Origin of the sequence: Paenibacillus sinensis, assembly GCF_019904155.1 — a bacterium.
GTDB lineage: Bacteria > Bacillota > Bacilli > Paenibacillales > Paenibacillaceae > Paenibacillus_AQ > Paenibacillus_AQ sinensis.
The window spans coordinates 1-20,071 of sequence record NZ_JAHCMB010000038.1; the positions used below are offsets into that span (position 1 = coordinate 1).

Annotated in this window: 30 protein-coding genes; all 30 read right to left on the reverse strand. The window is 46.6% G+C overall.

Annotation, left to right across the window (positions count from 1 at the left end; translation table 11 throughout):
* Positions 1-456: 456 nt before the first annotated feature.
* Complete coding sequence (locus KIH86_RS03825) at positions 457-933, reverse strand: DUF1643 domain-containing protein (RefSeq protein WP_223083921.1); 477 nt, start codon at positions 931-933, stop codon at positions 457-459.
* A gap of 259 nt (positions 934-1,192) precedes the next feature.
* On the reverse strand, positions 1,193-1,555 hold the full coding sequence (locus tag KIH86_RS03830; RefSeq protein WP_223083922.1) for an ASCH domain-containing protein: 363 nt from the start codon (positions 1,553-1,555) through the stop codon (positions 1,193-1,195).
* A 5-nt stretch (positions 1,556-1,560) separates the two neighbouring features.
* Positions 1,561-2,307, reverse strand: coding sequence for a MerR family transcriptional regulator (locus KIH86_RS03835; RefSeq protein ID WP_223083923.1), 747 nt, complete (start codon positions 2,305-2,307; stop codon positions 1,561-1,563).
* 85 nt (positions 2,308-2,392) lie between these two features.
* Entirely contained in the window at positions 2,393-2,626 is a 234-nt protein-coding gene (locus KIH86_RS03840; protein WP_223083924.1) for a hypothetical protein, read from the reverse strand.
* Positions 2,627-2,707: 81 nt separating this feature from the next.
* Positions 2,708-4,759, reverse strand: a complete 2,052-nt coding sequence (locus tag KIH86_RS03845; RefSeq protein WP_235775247.1) for a DNA cytosine methyltransferase — start codon at positions 4,757-4,759, stop codon at positions 2,708-2,710.
* Between the two features lie 58 nt (positions 4,760-4,817).
* Positions 4,818-5,102 (reverse strand): hypothetical protein, encoded by a 285-nt coding sequence (locus tag KIH86_RS03850; protein WP_223084027.1) that lies wholly within the window; start codon positions 5,100-5,102, stop codon positions 4,818-4,820.
* 34 nt (positions 5,103-5,136) lie between these two features.
* Complete coding sequence (locus tag KIH86_RS30060; RefSeq protein ID WP_223083925.1) at positions 5,137-5,529, reverse strand: zinc-finger-containing protein; 393 nt, start codon at positions 5,527-5,529, stop codon at positions 5,137-5,139.
* A 137-nt stretch (positions 5,530-5,666) separates the two neighbouring features.
* On the reverse strand, positions 5,667-6,152 hold the full coding sequence (locus KIH86_RS03860) for a hypothetical protein (RefSeq protein WP_223083926.1): 486 nt from the start codon (positions 6,150-6,152) through the stop codon (positions 5,667-5,669).
* Between the two features lie 64 nt (positions 6,153-6,216).
* Positions 6,217-6,369: a hypothetical protein gene (locus KIH86_RS03865; protein WP_223083927.1), complete on the reverse strand. Its 153-nt coding sequence runs from the start codon at positions 6,367-6,369 to the stop codon at positions 6,217-6,219.
* Positions 6,369-6,875 (reverse strand): RadC family protein, encoded by a 507-nt coding sequence (radC, locus tag KIH86_RS03870; RefSeq protein ID WP_316503253.1) that lies wholly within the window; start codon positions 6,873-6,875, stop codon positions 6,369-6,371. Before radC ends, KIH86_RS03865 begins: the two co-directional genes overlap by 1 nt.
* Positions 6,876-6,944: 69 nt before the next feature.
* Positions 6,945-7,304, reverse strand: a complete 360-nt coding sequence (locus tag KIH86_RS03875) for a hypothetical protein (RefSeq protein WP_223083929.1) — start codon at positions 7,302-7,304, stop codon at positions 6,945-6,947.
* Between the two features lie 110 nt (positions 7,305-7,414).
* Positions 7,415-7,681 (reverse strand): hypothetical protein, encoded by a 267-nt coding sequence (locus KIH86_RS03880; RefSeq protein ID WP_223110305.1) that lies wholly within the window; start codon positions 7,679-7,681, stop codon positions 7,415-7,417.
* Positions 7,682-7,870: 189 nt separating this feature from the next.
* Entirely contained in the window at positions 7,871-8,308 is a 438-nt protein-coding gene (locus tag KIH86_RS03885; protein WP_223083930.1) for a hypothetical protein, read from the reverse strand.
* A 15-nt stretch (positions 8,309-8,323) separates the two neighbouring features.
* Entirely contained in the window at positions 8,324-8,752 is a 429-nt protein-coding gene (locus KIH86_RS03890) for a hypothetical protein (RefSeq protein ID WP_223083931.1), read from the reverse strand.
* A gap of 20 nt (positions 8,753-8,772) precedes the next feature.
* Positions 8,773-9,444, reverse strand: a complete 672-nt coding sequence (locus tag KIH86_RS03895; RefSeq protein ID WP_223083932.1) for a RecB family exonuclease — start codon at positions 9,442-9,444, stop codon at positions 8,773-8,775.
* Positions 9,445-9,618: a hypothetical protein gene (locus KIH86_RS03900; RefSeq protein ID WP_223083933.1), complete on the reverse strand. Its 174-nt coding sequence runs from the start codon at positions 9,616-9,618 to the stop codon at positions 9,445-9,447.
* A 37-nt stretch (positions 9,619-9,655) separates the two neighbouring features.
* A complete protein-coding gene (locus tag KIH86_RS03905) occupies positions 9,656-9,811 on the reverse strand; it encodes a hypothetical protein (protein WP_223083934.1) in 156 nt (51 codons plus the stop codon).
* A 48-nt stretch (positions 9,812-9,859) separates the two neighbouring features.
* Positions 9,860-10,339, reverse strand: a complete 480-nt coding sequence (gene ssb / locus KIH86_RS03910) for a single-stranded DNA-binding protein (RefSeq protein ID WP_223083935.1) — start codon at positions 10,337-10,339, stop codon at positions 9,860-9,862.
* 2 nt (positions 10,340-10,341) lie between these two features.
* Entirely contained in the window at positions 10,342-11,037 is a 696-nt protein-coding gene (locus KIH86_RS03915) for a hypothetical protein (RefSeq protein ID WP_223083936.1), read from the reverse strand.
* Complete coding sequence (locus KIH86_RS03920) at positions 11,027-11,350, reverse strand: hypothetical protein (RefSeq protein WP_235775249.1); 324 nt, start codon at positions 11,348-11,350, stop codon at positions 11,027-11,029. The genes KIH86_RS03915 and KIH86_RS03920 overlap by 11 nt, the downstream gene beginning before the upstream one ends.
* Positions 11,347-12,294: a hypothetical protein gene (locus KIH86_RS03925; RefSeq protein ID WP_223083937.1), complete on the reverse strand. Its 948-nt coding sequence runs from the start codon at positions 12,292-12,294 to the stop codon at positions 11,347-11,349. The genes KIH86_RS03920 and KIH86_RS03925 overlap by 4 nt, the downstream gene beginning before the upstream one ends.
* Before the next feature lie 25 nt (positions 12,295-12,319).
* Positions 12,320-12,682, reverse strand: coding sequence for a hypothetical protein (locus tag KIH86_RS03930; RefSeq protein WP_223083938.1), 363 nt, complete (start codon positions 12,680-12,682; stop codon positions 12,320-12,322).
* A gap of 115 nt (positions 12,683-12,797) precedes the next feature.
* The gene (locus KIH86_RS03935) at positions 12,798-13,103 is read right to left on the reverse strand and encodes a helix-turn-helix domain-containing protein (RefSeq protein ID WP_223083939.1); all 306 of its coding nucleotides are present in this window, start codon (positions 13,101-13,103) and stop codon (positions 12,798-12,800) included.
* Between the two features lies 1 nt (position 13,104).
* Positions 13,105-13,677 carry a hypothetical protein gene (locus KIH86_RS03940; protein WP_223083940.1) on the reverse strand — a complete coding sequence of 191 codons (573 nt, stop codon included), beginning with the start codon at positions 13,675-13,677 and terminating at the stop codon, positions 13,105-13,107.
* A 393-nt stretch (positions 13,678-14,070) separates the two neighbouring features.
* On the reverse strand, positions 14,071-14,652 hold the full coding sequence (locus KIH86_RS03945; protein WP_223110307.1) for a hypothetical protein: 582 nt from the start codon (positions 14,650-14,652) through the stop codon (positions 14,071-14,073).
* Positions 14,653-14,783: 131 nt separating this feature from the next.
* Positions 14,784-15,602, reverse strand: coding sequence for a S1 RNA-binding domain-containing protein (locus tag KIH86_RS03950; protein ID WP_235775250.1), 819 nt, complete (start codon positions 15,600-15,602; stop codon positions 14,784-14,786).
* A gap of 69 nt (positions 15,603-15,671) precedes the next feature.
* Positions 15,672-17,423 (reverse strand): type IV secretory system conjugative DNA transfer family protein, encoded by a 1,752-nt coding sequence (locus KIH86_RS03955; protein WP_235775251.1) that lies wholly within the window; start codon positions 17,421-17,423, stop codon positions 15,672-15,674.
* 5 nt (positions 17,424-17,428) lie between these two features.
* Positions 17,429-17,806 (reverse strand): hypothetical protein, encoded by a 378-nt coding sequence (locus KIH86_RS03960; RefSeq protein WP_223110309.1) that lies wholly within the window; start codon positions 17,804-17,806, stop codon positions 17,429-17,431.
* Between the two features lie 104 nt (positions 17,807-17,910).
* A complete protein-coding gene (locus KIH86_RS03965) occupies positions 17,911-18,960 on the reverse strand; it encodes a Rha family transcriptional regulator (protein WP_223083943.1) in 1,050 nt (349 codons plus the stop codon).
* A 61-nt stretch (positions 18,961-19,021) separates the two neighbouring features.
* On the reverse strand, positions 19,022-20,056 hold the full coding sequence (locus tag KIH86_RS03970; protein WP_223083944.1) for a replication-relaxation family protein: 1,035 nt from the start codon (positions 20,054-20,056) through the stop codon (positions 19,022-19,024).
* Positions 20,057-20,071 lie beyond the last annotated feature (15 nt).

Here is a 20,071-nt window from a genome sequence, read left to right on the forward strand (position 1 = left end):
AACACCAACAGGATCGAGCATTTTCTTTTTCATAATAAATCTCCCCTTTATGTAGGCGTAGATGAGCCTATTTCTAAAATAAAAAAACTGGCTTTCGCCAGTCAATTACAAATCTATCAATACTTCCAGCCCTAGCGCACACACCAACGCATAAATTACCTATGACTTCACGTACCGATTTCCGACCACTCATCCCGAACTCCCCGCATAAGATTTAATCATATTCGTCCTCATAATCCAGATATGTCATTAAATGATCTCCCGCCCGGCCTTCTTCAGCCTCCCCATCGCCAAATCCAGCAGTTTGGACTGCTCTTCCAGCTCAGCCTCCCTGTCAGTATTCCAAATCGCTAAATTCTCCGCATGTCGGCTGATCGCATCGGTAGATCCAAGGCCCTGGGCTAACCGTCATCGCCGCTAGCATTGCATAAAGAATTTCAAATGGGGACAGCTCACCTATCTACCCACATATCTTACGAGATTTCTATCAGATTTTACATATAATGGATGTCTCGGATGTCCCTCTTTTGTCACAGCCAAACAATTTAATGAAACTGGGGAGAGAAGCTTCATTATAGATTTATCTCGTCGGTTAAGCCTTCCCTTTACGCCCCATGCAGCTACAACAAGCCCTGTCCTTTTTATCGCCTCTATAATATGAACATCATTCTCCGGGCCGACAGGATCATTACATACTTTTAGTTCATCTGGATCAGTTGCTCGATACGCAAACAGATTTACAACTTCCAAACTACCATATCCCCATTTCTTTGCAAATCCGATGCAACGACAAATAGTTGGATCATCTTCGTTTTCATCAGCCGTACTTGGGTTCAGCATGATAAATAAAACTTTTGGCAGATTTTCATCCCATGTTCTCCATAACAAATACCGGTAGCTACCCGTTTCATCAATAATTGCTCCTTTATTCATTAAGTATCCTCCCAATCGAAGAAATTGGCTCCAGAAGATGCTACTAGTGACTGAATCGGCACTCTCAATATACAAATATACAAAAAAACCATTTACTGTTATTCGACAAAAGAGGGTTTATTTCCTGCAACCTATTTGGGCGATGATCTCAGATCACAACTCGATTCAAAGTCCTCTTAGGGACGTATTAGAAGCGACCTCACTCATCCAGTCCTAATTTGTTAGAATTATTCGGCCGCTGCCTATGACTAACGGCCAATTACCCCAAATGACCGTGACGCTTCAATGTTCCTGGAAGCTTAACCCATATCACCGCCCCCTTCGGATGGTTGTACGGTATCGGTTCGGGGTAAATAGTCGGTTTTTGCATAACCCAAGCATAGGGTGTCTTGTAATTTACATCTGCATAGGCTACGTGATGCTTTTCCTTATTGGCATCCCACGCATACATGGTCAGCGGTACATAACCTACCAGTTCCACTGTGCCGTACACAAGTCCACTTCCGCTCTTAATTATGCCTATCGTCCCACGCTTATTCGTCCGACTACCGCGTATCTCCCAGCTCTTTACTCCGGATAAAATCAGATCAGCCCAGTTCGGCTTGATAATCAATCCATCCATCTGATTTATTCAGCTCCCATCATTTCCGGCTCCGGTATATCTCGGAGATCGTAAATATATACTTCTATATCGCGGTAGATGAACACTTTCTCATCATCAGTCCGCCAATTTCTTGTTCTAATGATTTTCGCGGAAGGGAACCGGGATTGAATCAGATTCACTAATCTGGAACGATTATTGTCATTGTCTACAAGCTGCGGGCTACGTTTGCCATCAGTGAAGATAATGTCCCACCCTTCAGCGATCAATTCTTGAATACGCTCCCGCCAAGTCCTTTTGTCAGTTTCTGGCGTATCGCTAAACATCGAGATATGGTCCAACATGAAGCAAAATTTAGCGGTATAATGACCGTATTCTGTAAAGCTCTCCTCCGATACATGATGAAATCCGTATTTGTTCCACCAATCAGAGACGGTACTGGCTAAGAATCGAAGTTGCTCCTTCAACCCACCAATCGGCTTACTCTCGCCCAATTGCTTTTCCAACTCTCGTATGCGAGTATTCGCCTCTCTGATTTGCTGATGCCGCTCTTCCTTTTCTTTGGTCAGTACACTTTCATAGTTCAATTGTTTGGCAATGTCAACGAAATGGCTTTCAATCAAGCTTGGCAAGATTCCAGCCATCTCCTCAGTCAAACCATCCTCACTAATCCAGTCATGAAGCTGCTTAACTGCAAAAAGCATGTCCTTCATCGTCTTAAGCGCTACTGCCTTTTGATCGGGGTTTAAAACTACTTTTACTCCTTCTGTCATATCCTATCTCCCTTTCTATGAGTGTTTATAAAAATAGGACATACCGGGATTGAAACAACTCCCGGTATGTCCATGCTTGATACCTTTAAACCTTCCTTTTTCGATTCTTAGGTTTCCCTAACCGACTACTTAAATTGCTGAGTTCTTTAATGGATAACATCATGCTCCCCTTCGTCTTCCCGGCTTCGATTTCAGCCAGCTTTACATACTCTCGACTGTGGGGAACATAGGCCAGTGTTGCAGTACAACCATCATCTGCAATAACTTCATAACCAATGGCGGTGTATCCCTCTATCTTTCGTTCATGTAAACTATCCATGAAAACAACCTCTCTCACGAATTTGATTCCTGGGGCCAGAACGCTGCTCCCTCTTTCCGAACAATTGAGCAGTCCGGGCAATCATTGCAGTACCGCCGAGTGTTCCTCTTCATCTGGAGACACCCAAACCGGATTCAAACTCAACGTGAACCCTATTCCAGCCTCTGCCTCAGCTCCTGCTAGGAGAATGACGTCACCCATCTCTTCCTCTGCATCTCGGGGCACAGCATTGCCGATGTACTCGCGGGCTTTCGCATCGCTGCAACCTTCAAGTTGAAAAGGGCGACCATCAGGAAGATGTGAGGGGAAGCTTTGCAGCATCGCCAATTCGTAGGTTGTCAGTGGTCGGTGCCATGTGCCATCCTGGGCAATTATCACCCAAACCCCGGCTTCACTATCTTCCGGAATACGGGGATCAGCAATAGCTGCCGCACCAGCATGAACATCCATGCTTCCCGTTATCGTCTTCCCAAAATGATCCCAAGCTTGTGCTCCCATCGTGTCGGCACGCGGCGCGGACTTGATACGTGGATCGCTAATCACCTTCCCGCTTCCGGCAGAAACACTACCTGTTGTTACAGTTGGAGAAGCTTCAGACCAAACGGATACTTTATAAGTCCCATTGTGATAAGGCTTTTTCACTTTGGGGTCAACGATGATGGGGTCAGCGATGAGCTGCGCTCCGCTCTGAACGTCCGTCACACCTGTCACCGTAGCTGCCGGTTCATCTGTTGCCTGCATCCGGAATTTATCCGTATAACGTCCTGGGCGAGCTGATATCCGTGGATCTGCAATACTCCCAGCAGCCTGCATAATACGGTTTGCCGATCGTACAGTTTTTGCCGTCGCATCCCATTCTTGGACGCCGTAACTGTCCGGGTGAAGCGTTGTTTTAACCATTGGATCGGCAATTGCAATTGCGCCACTACCAAACCTAGTCCCCGTCACACACGGAGCGGCCTCATCCGCTCGAACAACTCTGTAAGCTGCCGGATGCCTTCCTGCCCGTTCCTGTAACTTAGGATCAGCTATACAACCTGCCCCTTGATTTTGCCCAATGGCTCCAGTAACGCAAGTCGCTGATTCTTCATAGTTCTGCATTCTGAAAAGGTTGGTCTTGCCATTCCCGTTGATCTGCAATCGCGGATCAGAAACGGCCGTTACTCCATTGCTACGTCCTGGACCCGCTGTGCTGGTAACTGCTCGGCTTGGTTCTTCCCAATCAGCAACCTCCCACGCTCCGCGCCGGGGTTCATGCACTACCCGCAGATTTTGATAATCGACCTTGTTCAGATCACGCCAGTCCCCTCCTGCCGGAATAAGAGCTAATCGCATCCAGGTTTTCCACTGAAGACGGGGCAGCCGATGTAATGGTCCGCCCGCTACAATATCTCCAGGTGCCGGAAGGGAGCCGATGACATCTCCTATACTCTTCATGGGCTTGGTGTCCGGGTAATAAATTGTGTTCGGAATTTGCTTCGGATCGCGAGCCATAAGGAGAAAACGAACACGGCTTTGTCCAAGTCCTCCAATTGTGCCCAAATTGTGGTCTGCCCGTATGCTCACTTCATAGCCGAATTTTTTCAGCATCTTTACAATCTGGCGTAGCAGTGGTTTGCCCCGGCTGGTGATTCTAGGCACATTCTCCAATTGGATGACCGCCGGAATAGAACCACCATACTCCAGACAAGCCTGAAGGGTGATCTCCAGACCATGAACGGTTAGGTAGTTGAGTGCCTGATACTTATCTGAAGCTGCCTTATCGGACGGAAGAAGACCACTCAGGCCCTTGCAGGGAGGTGATAAGAAGAGGAAGAATGGAACTTGCTCCTTGAATGCAAGCCAGATATCCCAAGGCGTTGCTTCCCTCCAATCCTCCGGTGGCTGCTTGCCGTGCCAAGCTACGTATTGCCAGCGCTGGAACAGGTCCATGCACACCGAAGTTTCTTCGCCCGTGATAAGGTCGTGATTTCGACATGCAACCGGATCGTTATCTATTGCGCAAAGCACTTTGAATTTGTAAACTTTTCCCGCGTATTCAACTGTTGAGCGCATGGCTCCAGCCGTCGCTCCACCAATTCCAGCAAAGAGAAAAGCGGCTGTTTTATATCGAATATTTGATGTGTTGTGCAAAGTCTTCCCTTCCTTTCAATCCCAAGGTAATAATCTCTTCGCCCGAACTCTCAACTTTTCAATTTGTCCGGTCCATTATGCTCAACCCCATGTCTGATCTGCGCTTTATCCCCGGTATTGGTCCTGTGTATCCGGCAAGTTCAAGCTGGCGCAGGGTCTTCCGGAACACATAATCCAGATTCTCGCCTTCCTTGATCGTGCCATCCTCAAGCAGATGCTTATTCGGAATCCATACATTTTGATTGGTGCCGCCCAGCGTATAACGCTTGGCTTTGTAACCGGTATAGTTCCGCTTAATCATCTGAAGTGCGATTCCTTTATACTGCTGAACAGCATAATTCATCATTCTACCCCTCATGTTCAAAGTGCTTTATAACTCATTCCTTGTACCAATCGGTCTGACCGAGAACGAATAGAGCCTTAAGCAACATATCTCGATCAAACCACCCAAAATGACATTCGTTCATTGGTATCCCAAGTGCATTAGCTAAACAGCGGTATGCAAATTCTCTCTTTATAGATTTGTTCAACTTCCACACTGGATCAAATAATGAATGGCATTTCATCTTTAACTCCCGCATTTCACGATTAGCTAATCGACCAAGCGGTATAGTCGTTTGATTATGAACGCCAACATAAGCATCGCAAGCAGTGCATTTGTAACAACGCCCGTTGCCGTATTCTCGGCCGTAAATTACCGCATTGCTGGTTAAGATAACAGGACTGTTACAGTACGGACATGTTGTTGGGATTGGATACTTGTCTATCATGGTTGCACCTTAATATCCAAGCCGTTTTTGCCGTACCCGTAGCCCTTCCAATGGAAGTTCCCTGTAACCAACCAAGTAGTCTTGTAATTCAACCTTGATTTGCTCAGATTTCCTCATCATCTATCTCCTTTTCTGCTTCAGCTCTTCAGCAGTCTGATGCTCAATTTTTCTACAGTCTGTTGCCCAATCTCAGAAGCGCTCATCACCGGCTTGGTTGCTGCTTCTTCCAAGGTCCATCCCCGGATAACACGGCTGCGGAAGGTGCTATAAGAGATGCCCTGCCGAGCGGCCTGTTCCAAGATTTCAACCGGGTACTTGACACGCTGGCCCCTAGCGTTACGCGCCTGGGCGTGGCGATCAGCAAGTGGCGTTGTTGCAGCTTGCTCCTGTTCCCAACCTAATTGATTCACCCGGTACATGAACGTGGAGTAGCAAATGCCATTTCGTTCAGCCATTTCGACCCATCTCCGCTCTACTCTGTTCTTAAGCTGAGGGGGAGTAACAAGTGCCTTCTCCTTCGTCCATGCTAATGTGCGAACACGCTTTTCAAGCAAAGTCGGTTCTATCCCACGCTCTTTTGCCATCTCATACTCTTCTGGAGCAATGTAAAATTCGTAACTCAAAGTCCCCCAACTCCCTTAATAAAAATGGCAACCACCTTAGAGGTAGCTGCCATTCGTAGTTAATTCAGTTCTTTTTCCAAGTAAAGAAGGGAAAACCCGCTTCTCCTGTAATTGATTTAAGGACCTCGGCATCTGCGCTTAACAAAACGGTTGCTACCCAGCGTTCTTTTCCGCCTTTGGAGAGCAGCCCACGGAGAAAGCGTTCCTTTGCTGACATTACATCAGTCCTCGCTCTTTCAGTGATACAAATCCCTCTCTACCAACGACAACATGATCGAGTACGTCAATACCAACAAGCTCACCGACATTGACCAAACGCTTGGTCAGGAGGATGTCTTCCTGACTAGGAGTCGGATTGCCGCTTGGATGATTATGCACGCAAATGATGGATGCCGCGCTATTCTCAATAGCTGCTTTAAACACTTCCCGTGGATGTACAATTGCAGCGTTCAAGCTGCCGACAAAAATCGTCTTTCGCTTGATCATCCGGTTCTTTGTATCCAGAAAAAGGACAACAAAATGTTCCTGGAACAGTGTAATCAAATCGCCAACATTTTCAAAGACAGCTTGAGGATTGTTCAACACTTTGGGTTCTCCATCTTGCATTATCTTTTTCAATATCTCCAGTAAGTGTTGAGCTAATTTACGTTTTTTCGGAGGCAACGCATCCACGTCCGACTCTTTGATCATAAATTCGTTCATCTGGTTCTCCTCTCCGTGCATCCCGCCTTACGGCGGTGTTGATGCACCGCCGCTTGTACCGGGCGAAGGGATTAGTTTGAATTCAGTGAATCAGGCTTTTTTAGAACCGAACCGTTTGTTTTCCTTTTTGGTTCCGTACTTGAGCAGTGCGGCTTCATCCCACCCCAGCTTTTTCAGTGAATCAGCAGGCAGGGAAAGCAGTTCCCAAGGATTTTTACCTTCTACGGCAATACCCATCGCCAGCTCTCTCAGCCGCTGCGGATCAAAATCCCACGAAGACGTGGTGCTGTATCCCCAAATCTTATCCCCGGCCTGGAGAGAACCATTTTGATCCACATATACCTTCAAATCGGCTTTCAGTTGCTTCACAGCCGCTTCCAAACGTTCTACTTCGCCAGCAACTTTCACCGCTTCTTCTGCTGTCAATACTTTCTTATCTACGGTTGACAATCTAACCGCCTCCTCATTTTTTAAATAAAAAAAGACGAGTCTCCCGGAATGGGAATTGACTCGTCTTTTAAGAATGTCATTTTGATAGCTTCACTGCCCTAGTCACTGTACTAAAGAGAGGTAGCTGTTATTTTACCTTTCGTTTTTACTGTGAAATGCAACTTCCCACATTCATAGCATTTGGTTGTACTGTCCCAGCGCTCACCTTTTTTATCAGGCGTAACGTTCACAAGCTTCGAATAGCACGATGGGCATTTGTAATAGGCTACTGTTCCTCCATGCTGTTTACGCTTTTCACAATAGGCTATCACTTGATCTTTAAGTTCTGACAAGTTTTCCATTAATAAATAAACGCTCCCTTCTTCATTGAAGTCCATTAAGCCGATCAGCGTCCGCTTGGGCCTCCTTTTGGGTTTTCTTAAACTCTATATCCATTTCAAAATTAACAAACTTCTTCTTTTCATGGTCCCATACCCCATATAGCTTTTTCTTACCGAACCATTCAGGAGTGGATATATACCTCATGTTTACCACCTTCCAACTTTTTCGTTAAATAACAGCGCCCTTTAAATATGGCAATCGACCATAACGAAATAATGTTCCGGGTTCGCATTTTTAATAAACGTATCAAAGTAGGAGGAGTTAAACTCCTTCGCTTCTTCCGGGCTTTCGGAGCTCATGCCGAACCACCCCATCTCCCCTTTCGCATGCCACACTCCATCAGCCGTAATCACCGCATAAGTGGAGATACTTAACATTTCTCGAAGATAGCTCTGCTTATCTCCGTATCTTTTTAAATAGTATTCCGGTTTATAGAAGCCTTTGCCCGAAATGACCTCATCCCATTCTCGGGAAGCCTCTGCAACTGTGATCTGAAATGTAGGAGCCAATTCAGCCGGAACACGCATTCCTTCAATTTCTACGGTCAGTCCTTCATGCTCGTCTTGCTCAATGAAGAAAATGTCTTTCAGTTTGGCAGAATCTGCCCGCTTGCCCGATTTCAACAAGAGTAAATTCGATCATCTGCCACCAACCGTCCACCAGTCCCATTTTGCATTTGGGTTTTCCCAATAGCCCCATTTTCCAGTTTCTTCGTCCTTGGAACCGTATCCTTCATACTGAACCATATATTCATCGAAGGAGGCGTATTTCTCCTTATGCGGAACCTGGACCCGTTTCAAATGCGCAGGAACTTCATAGGACGTCGCCCAACTATTCGCATTAACCGTTTGAAAGATTTTATCGTACGGAGAAACCAACCTTCCATCTTCCATTTGAACGAACTCATCCGATTCCGTTTCAAACATTTGCCGGTATTCCTGCTCAACATCGTTGAATTGAAGATACTGCTTCGGGCAGTCTCCCGTATTGTTCTCTTGGTAAGGAGCCAACAAACGTACAACGTCCTCCAACGATTCCGTAATCACCGCTACTGTAAAATGACTCATTATTAATCATCCTCTCTGATCTAATTTGAATAGCAATCCAGCACAAACGGGCAATGTTTACAATGGCTACCCGGTGTAGCTGGAAATAAAAAAGAACTCATATCTGGAAAGGACTCCAGACAAGAATTCTTCATTTCAATCTCTTCAGCCAAACGAAGCGCCCAATCTCTGGCTTTCTCCGCATCCAAGAGGCTGTATACATAAGCCTCTTCACGGCGAAAACGCAAGAAGTATAGGGCACCTCTCATTTGTCTAAGTCCTCTCAGCTTCATAAGCGCCCATGCGTAAAGCATAAGCTGCCGTGTCTCATTCGGGCCATAGGGTCGCCAGTTTGATTTCCAGTCCTTGAACCGGTCTTCCTTGATCCAATCGACGTAACCTTGAAGGCTGATCCCTGATCCAAGCGGAAGCTTGAAATGAACTTCTGTTTCGCCATACTCCATTGGAGCGCGGGAGAGTAAAAACTGAATATCCTCTCCCGTTACCTCTGGATGAAAGTCGGATTCAATGAATCCGGCTGTAGTGGCCTCTGCTTCTGACTTCCCATTGATCTTCAGCTCTATCGCCTTATGAACCGCTTTGCCCAATGCCAGCGGCTTCGTGGCTGGCTCCGGCCTGCCCAAAACGTACTTCATATAGAAGCGATACGGGCAGGTTTCGTACAAAGACAGACGTGAGTATGAGAAGATCATTTACTCAGTCCAATTGTCTATGTTCTTCACATCATCACACCAATTGCATTTCCAAGTTCCATCTTGTTGCTTGGTATGTTCTTCATGGCCTTCACAATTATCACAAGCAATACCGACTATGCTTCCAATAGGCATTGCTCTCATATCCTCCAGTGTTACATCAAACGGATTCATGAACATAACCTCCGTAGTCAAGTTTATTGAATCAAATTTATTCTTCCATCATTGGCTTCAGCTCTTCATCTTCTGGTTCAAAGTTGCTGAATTCAATTAAGATGAGCATGTCCTTGATGAAGCGGTCTTTATCCGAATTTGTATCCTCAAAATGCTCCATCAAGTGGTTGATAACTTTCTCACGACTTAACATGGCGTAAACCACCTTTCATCTTTTTAGTTTCCATTGCCGGTCAATACATCAGAATGGCAAGTCATCATCATTAATTCCCCAATCATTGCCCGAAGGGGCCGAAGAATTATTTCCACGATTGGAATTGCCTTGTCGATTAGACTGCCCATTTCGGCTCGCACCGTTGCCCGAATTCCCTCCTGAAGATGACTGCCCTGAGCCGTTTCCATTTTGAGGGGTTAGATACTGAACATTCTGAGCAATGATCTCCGTGACGTATACACGCCGACCCTCTTTTTCATAAAATCGGGTTTGAATTCTTCCAGTAACTGCGGCCAGATGCCCTTGCTTCAGGTAGGTAGCCGCATTTTCAGCCTGTGTTTTCCAAGCAATTACCGGCAGAAAATCCGCTTCCTTTTCACCACCCTGATTCGTAAAAGGGCGATCCACTGCAAGCGTAAACTGGGTAACGGCAACTCCAGCAGGGGTATACCGCAGCTCCGGGTCTTTCGTGAGTCTTCCGATCAGCACCACTTGATTTAAACTCATATTTAAACCTCCGTTTCCACGCCTGCCGGTATCGGTTCAGGGCTTACAGGATGGGTCATCGTTCTTTTTATAAAATCTTCAGTTTGCTCCGTCCATGCCGGACGTACGGGACGTGAGAACAGCTCAAGAACCTGATCTAGCAACGGAATTTCAATCTGCAATTCCCTAGCTCGGATACGCTCAATGTACTGCGCATACTTCCCTGTTTGAATGCCTAGCAACAGCCAGAAAAAAGCTTGTTCAAGTTCATGCTGAACAAGCTCATTCCACTGTGTCTGTATCAAATCAAGGGTTCTCAGGTAGTATGAATAGTCCCGTTGCCGCATGGCGTGGAGATCAGGGAGCTTACCACCATAATGATTAAGGTAAGCTCGCTTCTGTCCAGTTGACCATCGCTCGACCGGATGCCGTTTCCGATGCCCCTTTTGCTTTGGGCTGCGGAAACGTTCCTTTACCTCTTCTTCCGAAACGCCTTCAAGCAAGGAGATAAAGCGCAAAACGCCGCCACTCTCTCCGCAAAACCAGCAACGAAACACCTGATCCTGGCTGTTGAGAGAGAGGTAATATCTGCGCCGCTTTCCTGGCTTGCTGTCTTCCTGACAGAATGGACATTTCGCCAGCACCTCTTCGTGATTGAGGGTTCGGTGGTTCATCTCTAGCTTATGGCTTTGCGCCACTCCCACGATTTCAGGAAGCATGGACGCTCACCGCCCATAGTGCTTCCTCCATCGTGACGCAAAGTATCACAGGTTCCCAATCCGGCTGAAGAACAATCCGTTTTGTCACCGTTTTAATCTCTTTGGCTGGCTCCCACCATTGCCAACGCTTATACAGTTCCGCAGCAATGGTAACGTGTTTGCAGCTCTTTTTTTTGTTGAAGCTGCACGCCGGGCATTCATGGGTGATGAGTAAAATATCGCCCATCGGCTCGGCCCGAACCAAATACACTCCATTGGAGGAATCGGAAGGGATCACACAAATGAGAGCCGATCCATCTGTGAAAGTAATCATGCTGCATCACCGAAGAACTGGACCGCCTTTACAATCTTGAATCCATTTTCAATCTCAACCGTCAGGTTAAATACAGAATCGTTCTCAATTGCATTCACCTGTTCTAACGCTTCAGGAGATCGCGCAATCACTACCTCTTCTTTTCCGTTCGCCAAATTTTGCACTTTGATCTTGGCGAAGGTCACGCCGCCCGGAGAAGTTCCGGTAGCAAAATCAAGCAGCCGGTATCCCTGCAAAGCAGCATTTGATGAACCTTGCTGCTGTCGCTGGTTATTATTGGGCGCTCCTTGTTGCTGCGGTTGCTTCGGCTCTTCTGCATTGCTCTGACGTTGATGCTGTTTCTGGCCTTGAGAAGACTGCTGCTTGCCAGAGGATGCGTTTCCGGTAGGTAATGGAGAATTTCCCATCGGTTCAGCTTCTGGAGTCACATCAATGACATCCATCTCTGATTCATCCATCATGCCAAGTCCAGCGATGGAAAGCGTCACTCTTCGCTTCGCTTTCGTCTCACATTTCATGACCGCAACGGCAAACTCATCAGGAGTGAGTGGCAACATTCTTCCTGTCGGAACCTTCCTTTGTCGAAGTTCATCGAAAATCTTCTCTTCCTTAATCAGAGGAACCGCACCAACCGATTCATCACAACGGCCATCGGACGTTGTGGCCTTCGCGGTAACGCAGTACACATCCCCGATACGTTCCCGGTTCGTGATTGCAATGCTGATCGAATGGATCTTACGGAGCTGGTCCGTTGCATCCCTTTTGGCGTAAAGAACCAATTTTCCGTCCAGACTGAGATATTCAAACGGGCGGGTCAGTGGATTCAGGCCAAGGCTTTCGCAAATCTTGCTGTAATATTCAAGTCTCTCTTGTGACTTAAGCGCAGCCAGATTCCCTTGAACGACCACTTTCTCCATGATTGAAAGCTCCATTGTTTCCCCCATCGCTTTTCAACTCCTGTTCGTGATTTTAAATTGACTCGGTAAACGTCTTTTGTACCAGTTCATCCAGAGCTGTCCAGATCGCCTTGATTTCGCTTTTCAGCGACTCTGGCGCTTCAGAGGCTGCATCGTCCAGCAGCGACAAGGCTTCTTCCAATAGAGATTCGATACTCTCCATGGATTCGTGCCTTTGACGAAGCAGGTCATTCAGGACTATCTCAGCAGAAGATGCCTGACGCTCCGCTTCCCATCTGGCCTTCATCTGCTTCCAGCTCGTTTGCTGTTCCTTTGGTAATGCAGCAAGCGGCTCTCGGACAACAGATGAATTCTTCTGGATTCGCTTTGTTTTAAATAATCGTTTGAAAATTACCAATAACTTCGAATTGGACATGGATTGAATCATCCTTTCAACGGTTTTATAAATACAAAAAAGCCGACCCTCGCATGAATGGCTCATGCAAAAATCAGCTTTTAATAAATAGGTTTCAGTTTATTATTCGTGTTTCTCAAGCACTGGCAACAGCTTCTTCCACAAATAAAGAGGTAAGCTGCTTCAACCCAAGTGCCTTAAACACTTTATTTAGTGTCTGCATCCTGATGCCCTCAAAACCCGCCTCAATCTGAGAAATACGAGCCTGAGTCGTACCGGCTTGCTTGGCTAACTCTCTCTGCGTCCATCCCAGCGCCATTCTTCGCGCTAGAACCGCATCTCCAACAGCGACAGAAAAGCTATCCAGATACGCCGAAACTTCAGGGTCTTGTCGGGCTTCATTCATAAACTCCTCAAAATCTTGACCGGGGCGCTTTGACATATCAATTCTCCTCTCCAGACAGCGTGATATACTGTCCCGGGTTCTGAAAAAAAGAGGGTAATAGACGAAAGGCTTCATCTCGTTGTTGCCCAAATGCCGGATCGCGGGTTCTGGATTTCACAATAGCCCGAATCAAAACGAGATATGACACGGACTTTCTCTCCAAATTCACGAAGAGTATACGAGCCGCGCCCGCTCCTGCCTCGTCTTGGAACCTCCAGTTAATACGAAACTCCAGCAAAGGACGAAAGCCTTTTAGTTCCTTCACTAACTGGATGGAATAAGGTACACCGTCTTCACGCTCCAGAGTTGAAATATGATTCAATGCGTGCTCAACTCCAGTTCGCTGCAAGAAGGAAAGCCCCCGTAAGACCATCATGTAAAGACGTCTTACGTCTTCGTTGGATTGACTTTTTGCCTGTAGATCATTTAAAAACAATAGTACAGGCTGAGTCCCGTCATGCTCTGTATAGAATTCAATGACTGTCTTCATGATACCATATACGATATATTCCGTAAATACACCGTACCCTCTCCCTTCATTTTTTATAAACGCAGAAAAGCCGATTTCCACATGGAATCTCCATGCAAAAATCGGCTTTGTATAACAACTCATTTCAAATCACACGCGCATACCATTACTTTGTTCAGAGCCTTTCGGTCCTCTTCATTCCTTTTCTCCAGCAAATAGGGAGTTTCGGAATCTCAGTGGCTTTCGCCTTTTAGCCTATTTTTACCTCACTTCGTTTCCGTCTCCATCGGGACAAAGTTATAGGTTGAGGGGGTGCGCTTGCTTGTCCTTTCGGTACAAGGTCCCTGCTTTTTAGCGACTTAGTGAAGATCAAAGTCAAAGCGGCGGGTAAACCCTTGTCTCCAGCAAATAGGGAGTTTAGGGATACAAAAAATTACAACTTCATTCTAGCACATATTGATAGGCCATACAAGCACTTGTTCGCATGTTAATTTCCTATCGTTGCCATACTCCATCTTTCTGACGGTAAAACGTATAATCTTCCCGCAGGTCAGTGTCAAGCAGTAGACAGGCTGAAGACAGCACATCATTGAGCGGAGCAACATCTTCCATCTTCTCCGCAAGCACAATGATAGGCTGGGCGCATCGCCGCAGCTCTCTTTCTACAGCCGAGGTGTCTATCTTACCACGCAGCACGAAGACGTAACGCAAATGTTCACCCATTTGTACCTTTCCCGTAAACGGCGGTGCCGCCGGAAGGATTTGAAAGCCCTTTTGTTTCTCGTGCAGAGCAGCAGCGAATTGAAAGAAAACGAGCTTGGACAATATCGAATGAATGTCCCAATGATTCCAGCTATTCAAAACCAAATCGGATTTCAAAAGCTGGATACTCCGCGGGCCGAGCGTGAAGATCGGAATGGTATTCTTGTTCTTCCTCAATTCATGTTGTACCAGTTTCTTCTCCGCAAGCAGACGCCTTACCTGATTCCTTTTCCAGTGGAACAGGCGGGTAATCTGCACGCTGCCGATGCAGCCGATATGCCCGATCGCTTGCAGGCCAATCTCTTCCATCGGCAATCGTATAGGAGCGTAGCCTGTGGATACCGGCTCCGGCAGGATCGTTGGAATAAACGTCCATTCATGGCTTATTGAAAAAGGAGACCGGACTTCAGCCCGATCTCCATCCCTGTTCTCCATCCTGTTCCTCCTTACCGCTTCCGGGTGATCTGACCAAAGATTTGCTCTCTCTTCAGGTCAATGTTGACGATACGAAGAAACACGCGGTCCCCCCGCTTTACCTTGTCAAATGGCATATGCCGTACCAAGGCATCTACACCTTTCTCCAGATTGACGAACACTCCGTATTCGACCACCCCGGAAACCGTTCCAATGTATTCCCCTTTCCGGCTATACCGTTTGCTGCAATCCGGCCACGGATTTTTATCCAGCGCCTTTTTGCTGATGGCTACCCTTTTCTGATCTTTGTCCAACTCGGTTACTTTGACTTTGAAGTGGTCACCAATTTGAACCGTATCTCGCAAGTCTTCCGTCCAGCCATAGGCATATTCTTGAACGGGCAGTTCAACCGAAATCCCGCCAATATCCACGGTCATGCTCTTGGCCTGCACGTTCCGCACAACAGCGGTAATCGCTGCTCCCTCTTGCAGCCATTTCCAAGTAGCTCCTTCCATGTGCTCGATGGCGGCTTGCCGGGAGCCGATGAAGGTATCTCCGTCACGATCATAGGAGACAATCTTGAAGGCCACCGGTTCCCCAAGCATACGCTTGAACGCATGGGCATCCGATACACCGGAGAACTCTTGCGGGATGTACCCCCGGACATCTCCCACCATGACAACGCCGCACAGCTTGTTCAATTTGACCTCTACCCCAACCATTTCGGCCTGCAAAATGAGATTGTTTTGTTTGGCACTATAAATTTGCGCCCAGCTTTCGTCATATCCACTCTGCTCCAGCTTATCCTCGTTATAGCCTTCAATCAGTACTCGCTTCAATTCTTCACTCATGGTAATAGCCCTCCATAATTTAAAATTTTGAAATAAAATAAATAACCTCACTGATGGTCAGTGAGGGCATTACTCAAATGGGTCATCTTCAAGTGCTGCATTAGATTGCATTACTTGCTGCTTGTGAAGTTGAAATTCACTGTGTAATTTTTTTAAAGTTGGGTTTTTACTTCCATAAATCCGAAACAGCATTTCAAAGGCTGCATTAGCGTCTTCATGCTGGATGATGTCCCCCCACAAATCACTCTCGTTATATTCGAGCTTTAACTCATCTAAAATCCGACAAAATAAATACATTTCAAATGCGTTTTCTTCCCTGACTTTAATATGTGAAGGAATATGTGAAATGTCTTTTATGAGTGCTTCTGTGCTCTCGTCAGGTTCTTTTTGTTCTGTGCTAATGAAGGTTAGCCTTGATAGAGATGCCGTTTCTACTCCTTTTTGTTCTTCAACTTTCTGTTTGGTTACCTGATCCGGAATCTGCTCATCATGTTTGCGTTTGAAATGATATTTAAACGACCAAAACTTTCTTGTAGGTTCCCATTCACGCCGTTCTCTCCAGTCCTGCGGCACGAACGCGCCCTTGCCGATCTTCGGCGGCAGCGGGGTTCCGTCCTCCAGCAGCTTCGCCACGTAATGAAACTTGGGCAGGCCGTCCATGAGCTGCGTATAAAATATTCGGTCTTCTTCCTTTTCCGTATCCCGATAGTTTTCAGGCAGGATATTCGGAAGAAGCAATTGCTGTTTGAACGTGCTTTGTCTGCTAATGATCTGCTTTTTGCCAAACTCCCGTGAAAATTCTAATGCGTCCTGATACGCCAAGCCGCCAAACGTGATTTTGTTACGGCAGCTTGTCAGGATGGATTGCTTCATCGCCTTAGCGCTAATTTTTCCACTCTCGACTTCGAGCTGGCCCAGCGATTGAATAGCAAAGATACCGGCTGTCTTGAACTCAGCAGCAATAGATAGAAACAGCTCCACATCCGGATTAATATACCGAGAGTACTCATCCGCAATTATGATATGTGGCATACGCGTGCGCTCTGTTCCAGGGCGACGAAAGGTGCCACTCTGTAAGTGCATGACGACAAACTGGCCGAAGGCATCCCCTGCTCTCCGCAGCTTCCCCATTGCGGTATTAACCGCAAGGACGCCTCCATTCGCATAGTGCTTGTCCATATCAAAATCAGATTGACCGGTTAAGATCGGCTCCAGATGCCTGTTTGAAGTCAAGTTCTCAAGCTGGGCACGAAGGCCAATGACAAACTGCTGATACTTTTCTTTTTGCGCTCCCAGCAGCTCAGATTGAAAAAACTGCACCAGATCGGACTCTCCCTCCTTGAAGCGCAGCTCCTGTACTCTATCTTCTAAAATTTTCTGATCCCGCATCGTCCGCAAAACATCCCCCAAATTAACATCATCCAAGTAAAGGCGTTTTAACAGCTTTGTGATATTGCGTCCAGCCAATTCCTGTATGATCGCAAAGAAAGCCTCCTGCTTCCCGAACATGGACTTCAAGACGGTTACTGTTGCTTCGGCCACATCGTCCTCATCGCCTTTCATGACCGGAAATCGATCGCTATTGCGTATGAGTGGATCGACATAGACACAGGGTAAACCCATTTCTCCGCACATCTCATTAACCATCGCGGCCATATCACCCTTCGGCTCAACAACAGACAGTCCCAAGGGAATGCCCCTCTTCTTCATGAGCAATAGCTGATATATTATCGGCTTCAGCAAAGTGGCTGTCTTCCCGCAGCGGGTGGGACCAGCGAGCAGCATATGCGTAAATAAATCACTTCCACTCCAGCGGATCAATATCCTCACTCCTTCATTGGGATTTCATCTCCAAGGTTCAATTCGATATCCTTACTACGAATAAACAGACGTTTGAACTTCTTCCAGCGGTCGGCAGCAGTTGGTTTTACGACAACGAGCTGCTGCTTGCTCACATTGCCGCGCCGGTTAAGCAAATTGTGCTGCAAACGGATATTTGCAAAGGTGATGAACAAGGAGAAAAGTAGCCCGGCTATTAATGACCCATGAAGACCGGCTGCAGCGGACAACGGAAAGTCGGGTTGTCCCTTCAAAAAGGCATTCAATTTCCCACTCAGCACCATACCCGTCCACAGAGAACCAGCAAAGAAATAGATCAGCTTATTCTCATGCTCCAGTACCCAACCGTACAAATACACGATCAAACAAAAAATAATCGGGAGCCACATCCACATCCCAAACCAATCCGGCATGAACACATACAAATAAGCCCACCCGCCGAGAGTGAGCAAGAGCCATATGAATCCGATCATGGCAAATCATTCAGAAAAGCGAACGGATCAGCTTTTGAAGGATGCTTTGGTGTACTTGCCATAAACGCAGTGTAAGCATACGGAATGGCACGTTCGTACTTCTGCTGAAGGGGCTGCGCATACTCTTCTTTGGCAGTAAGAATGTAAATTGCTTCGCCCTCATCCTTCGGTAACTCATAGCGACTGATGGGCTGCTGAACAACCATTACCTTATATACCATGCCGGAATCCGAGATTCGTCCAACGAAAGGAGATTCATCCGCTTGAATTGTAAGCACTGGGTACGGTTCCTTGGACTGCAAATCCTTGACGAATGCAAAGAAGACCAGCTTCTCCAGAACATCTTCCGCACTCCAATGTTCAATACGCGCTGGTTTACAGCCGACTTTCTTGCTTCCATATAGCCCCAGCGTATAAATGACTTGTTTCCTGTTACCCAGCCACAACTCATGCAAAATCAATTCCCCACGGCTAATCATCGAATGAATGTGCTTTTGTTGAACGCCGAATAGCTCAACCATCTGCTCATGCTCAATGGCTCCGATATCACCGATTGCCTGCAACAAAACGTCTTTTGTAGGAAATTTAAGCACCGCACTGATGTATTGAGGATTCGGTTTGAAATCCCACGGCTGATTCGGATCGTAGAGCGGGATAACTTCCGGTCGCTCTGCTTTGATCGGAAGCTCCAGCGCTGTCTTCGGGTTCATCAACTGGATTCCATCCTTCATCTCCTGAAGCTCCTTGCTCATGCGATTGAATTCCTGGATGTAGCGTTCTTTAAATTGCATGGCTTCCTTCCCGGTATAGCCCATCGCCAAGATCGTGAAGCCGTCTCGAGTGATTAAATATTTTGGCTTTAATCGGTTACGAGCATCTGTATAATTAATCAGCACGAAGTTGTGCTTATTAAATTCCTCGCTGCATTCTAATTCACGAATATCTTGCATCACTCGCTTGTGTTCCTTTTCGAATATCTCAGCCAGCATCAAACTATCAGTTACGGGCTGACCATCCTCTAGATAAACCAACTCTTGCTCTTTCATGTACAAATCTCCTTTCAAATCAGAGCCACTTATGCTTTTCGAATAAATGCCTGCTTTAGCTTTAGGAATCACTCCTTTCAAAACTCCGTTCAATGATTTCTTGCGAGATACCCACAATATCCACATGTGCCGCACTTGATAACTCCTGTTTATAGCGTTCGACTTCATCCTCATAACAAAAAAGAAGGACTCGGCGCCCCTCCCGTTGACTTGCATCTCTGTTGTAGCTCCTTAAACACCGTTTCATAATCATGATGTCGCCAGTCAGCAGTTCGATCACATACGGACCACGCTTCCCCGATTCTTGATGTACACCATATAAAAAGCCGTATTTACTCGGGGCCGGGACAAGCACCAACTTTCCATACGGTTCAAATAGCTTTTCTAGCTTCAAAAACGTGTTTGAAAAGATGTACTCGCGTGCCAGCCGTATCCCAAAATGATCAAACGGCAGCACATACAACGGCACGCCACCTGTTACCAGTCCTTGTTTTTCGCAAAACGATTTAAATACGTGTTTGACAGATTCGCTCTTGGCATAGACCATGACGCCGCGTATCGATTTCGGCTTTCGGATTTCTTCGATAATTTTTATCAGCGTCTCTTCTTTCGCATTCGCATTCAAGACGTATATCAAATAATCGCCATCTTCTGCAGTGAATCCTCCAACCGTTCGATCCCCTCGGTTCAGCCCATGTCTCTTCTTGATTGCTCTTGAGTCCAAAAATGGAACCTCTGGAATCCCCAGATGCAACTCATTAGCATCGGTCATGTATTCTCGCTGCTTCAAACTCCATTTCAAATCCCTTGCTCGTTCTTTGTGATCCCCAATCCTTCCTTTTTCACGCAATAAACGCAAACCCTTTTCAGTCAGCCGATAGTACGCCGTCCGTATTGCCATTTCTCCTTTTCTGGTTCCATGTACTTCTGACACAACTAACCCTTCATCCCTCAAAATGTACAGCCGTTTACTCCCATACTTCGCATTCCCTTCAAAATATCTCCGCATGATTTGCTCTTTGGTCATTTCTCGAAGATTGTACAATTCATGCAACAACGACACGTCTCGCTCTGTCCACTCTCGTTGCCTGGGCATGCTAAATCGTCCTTT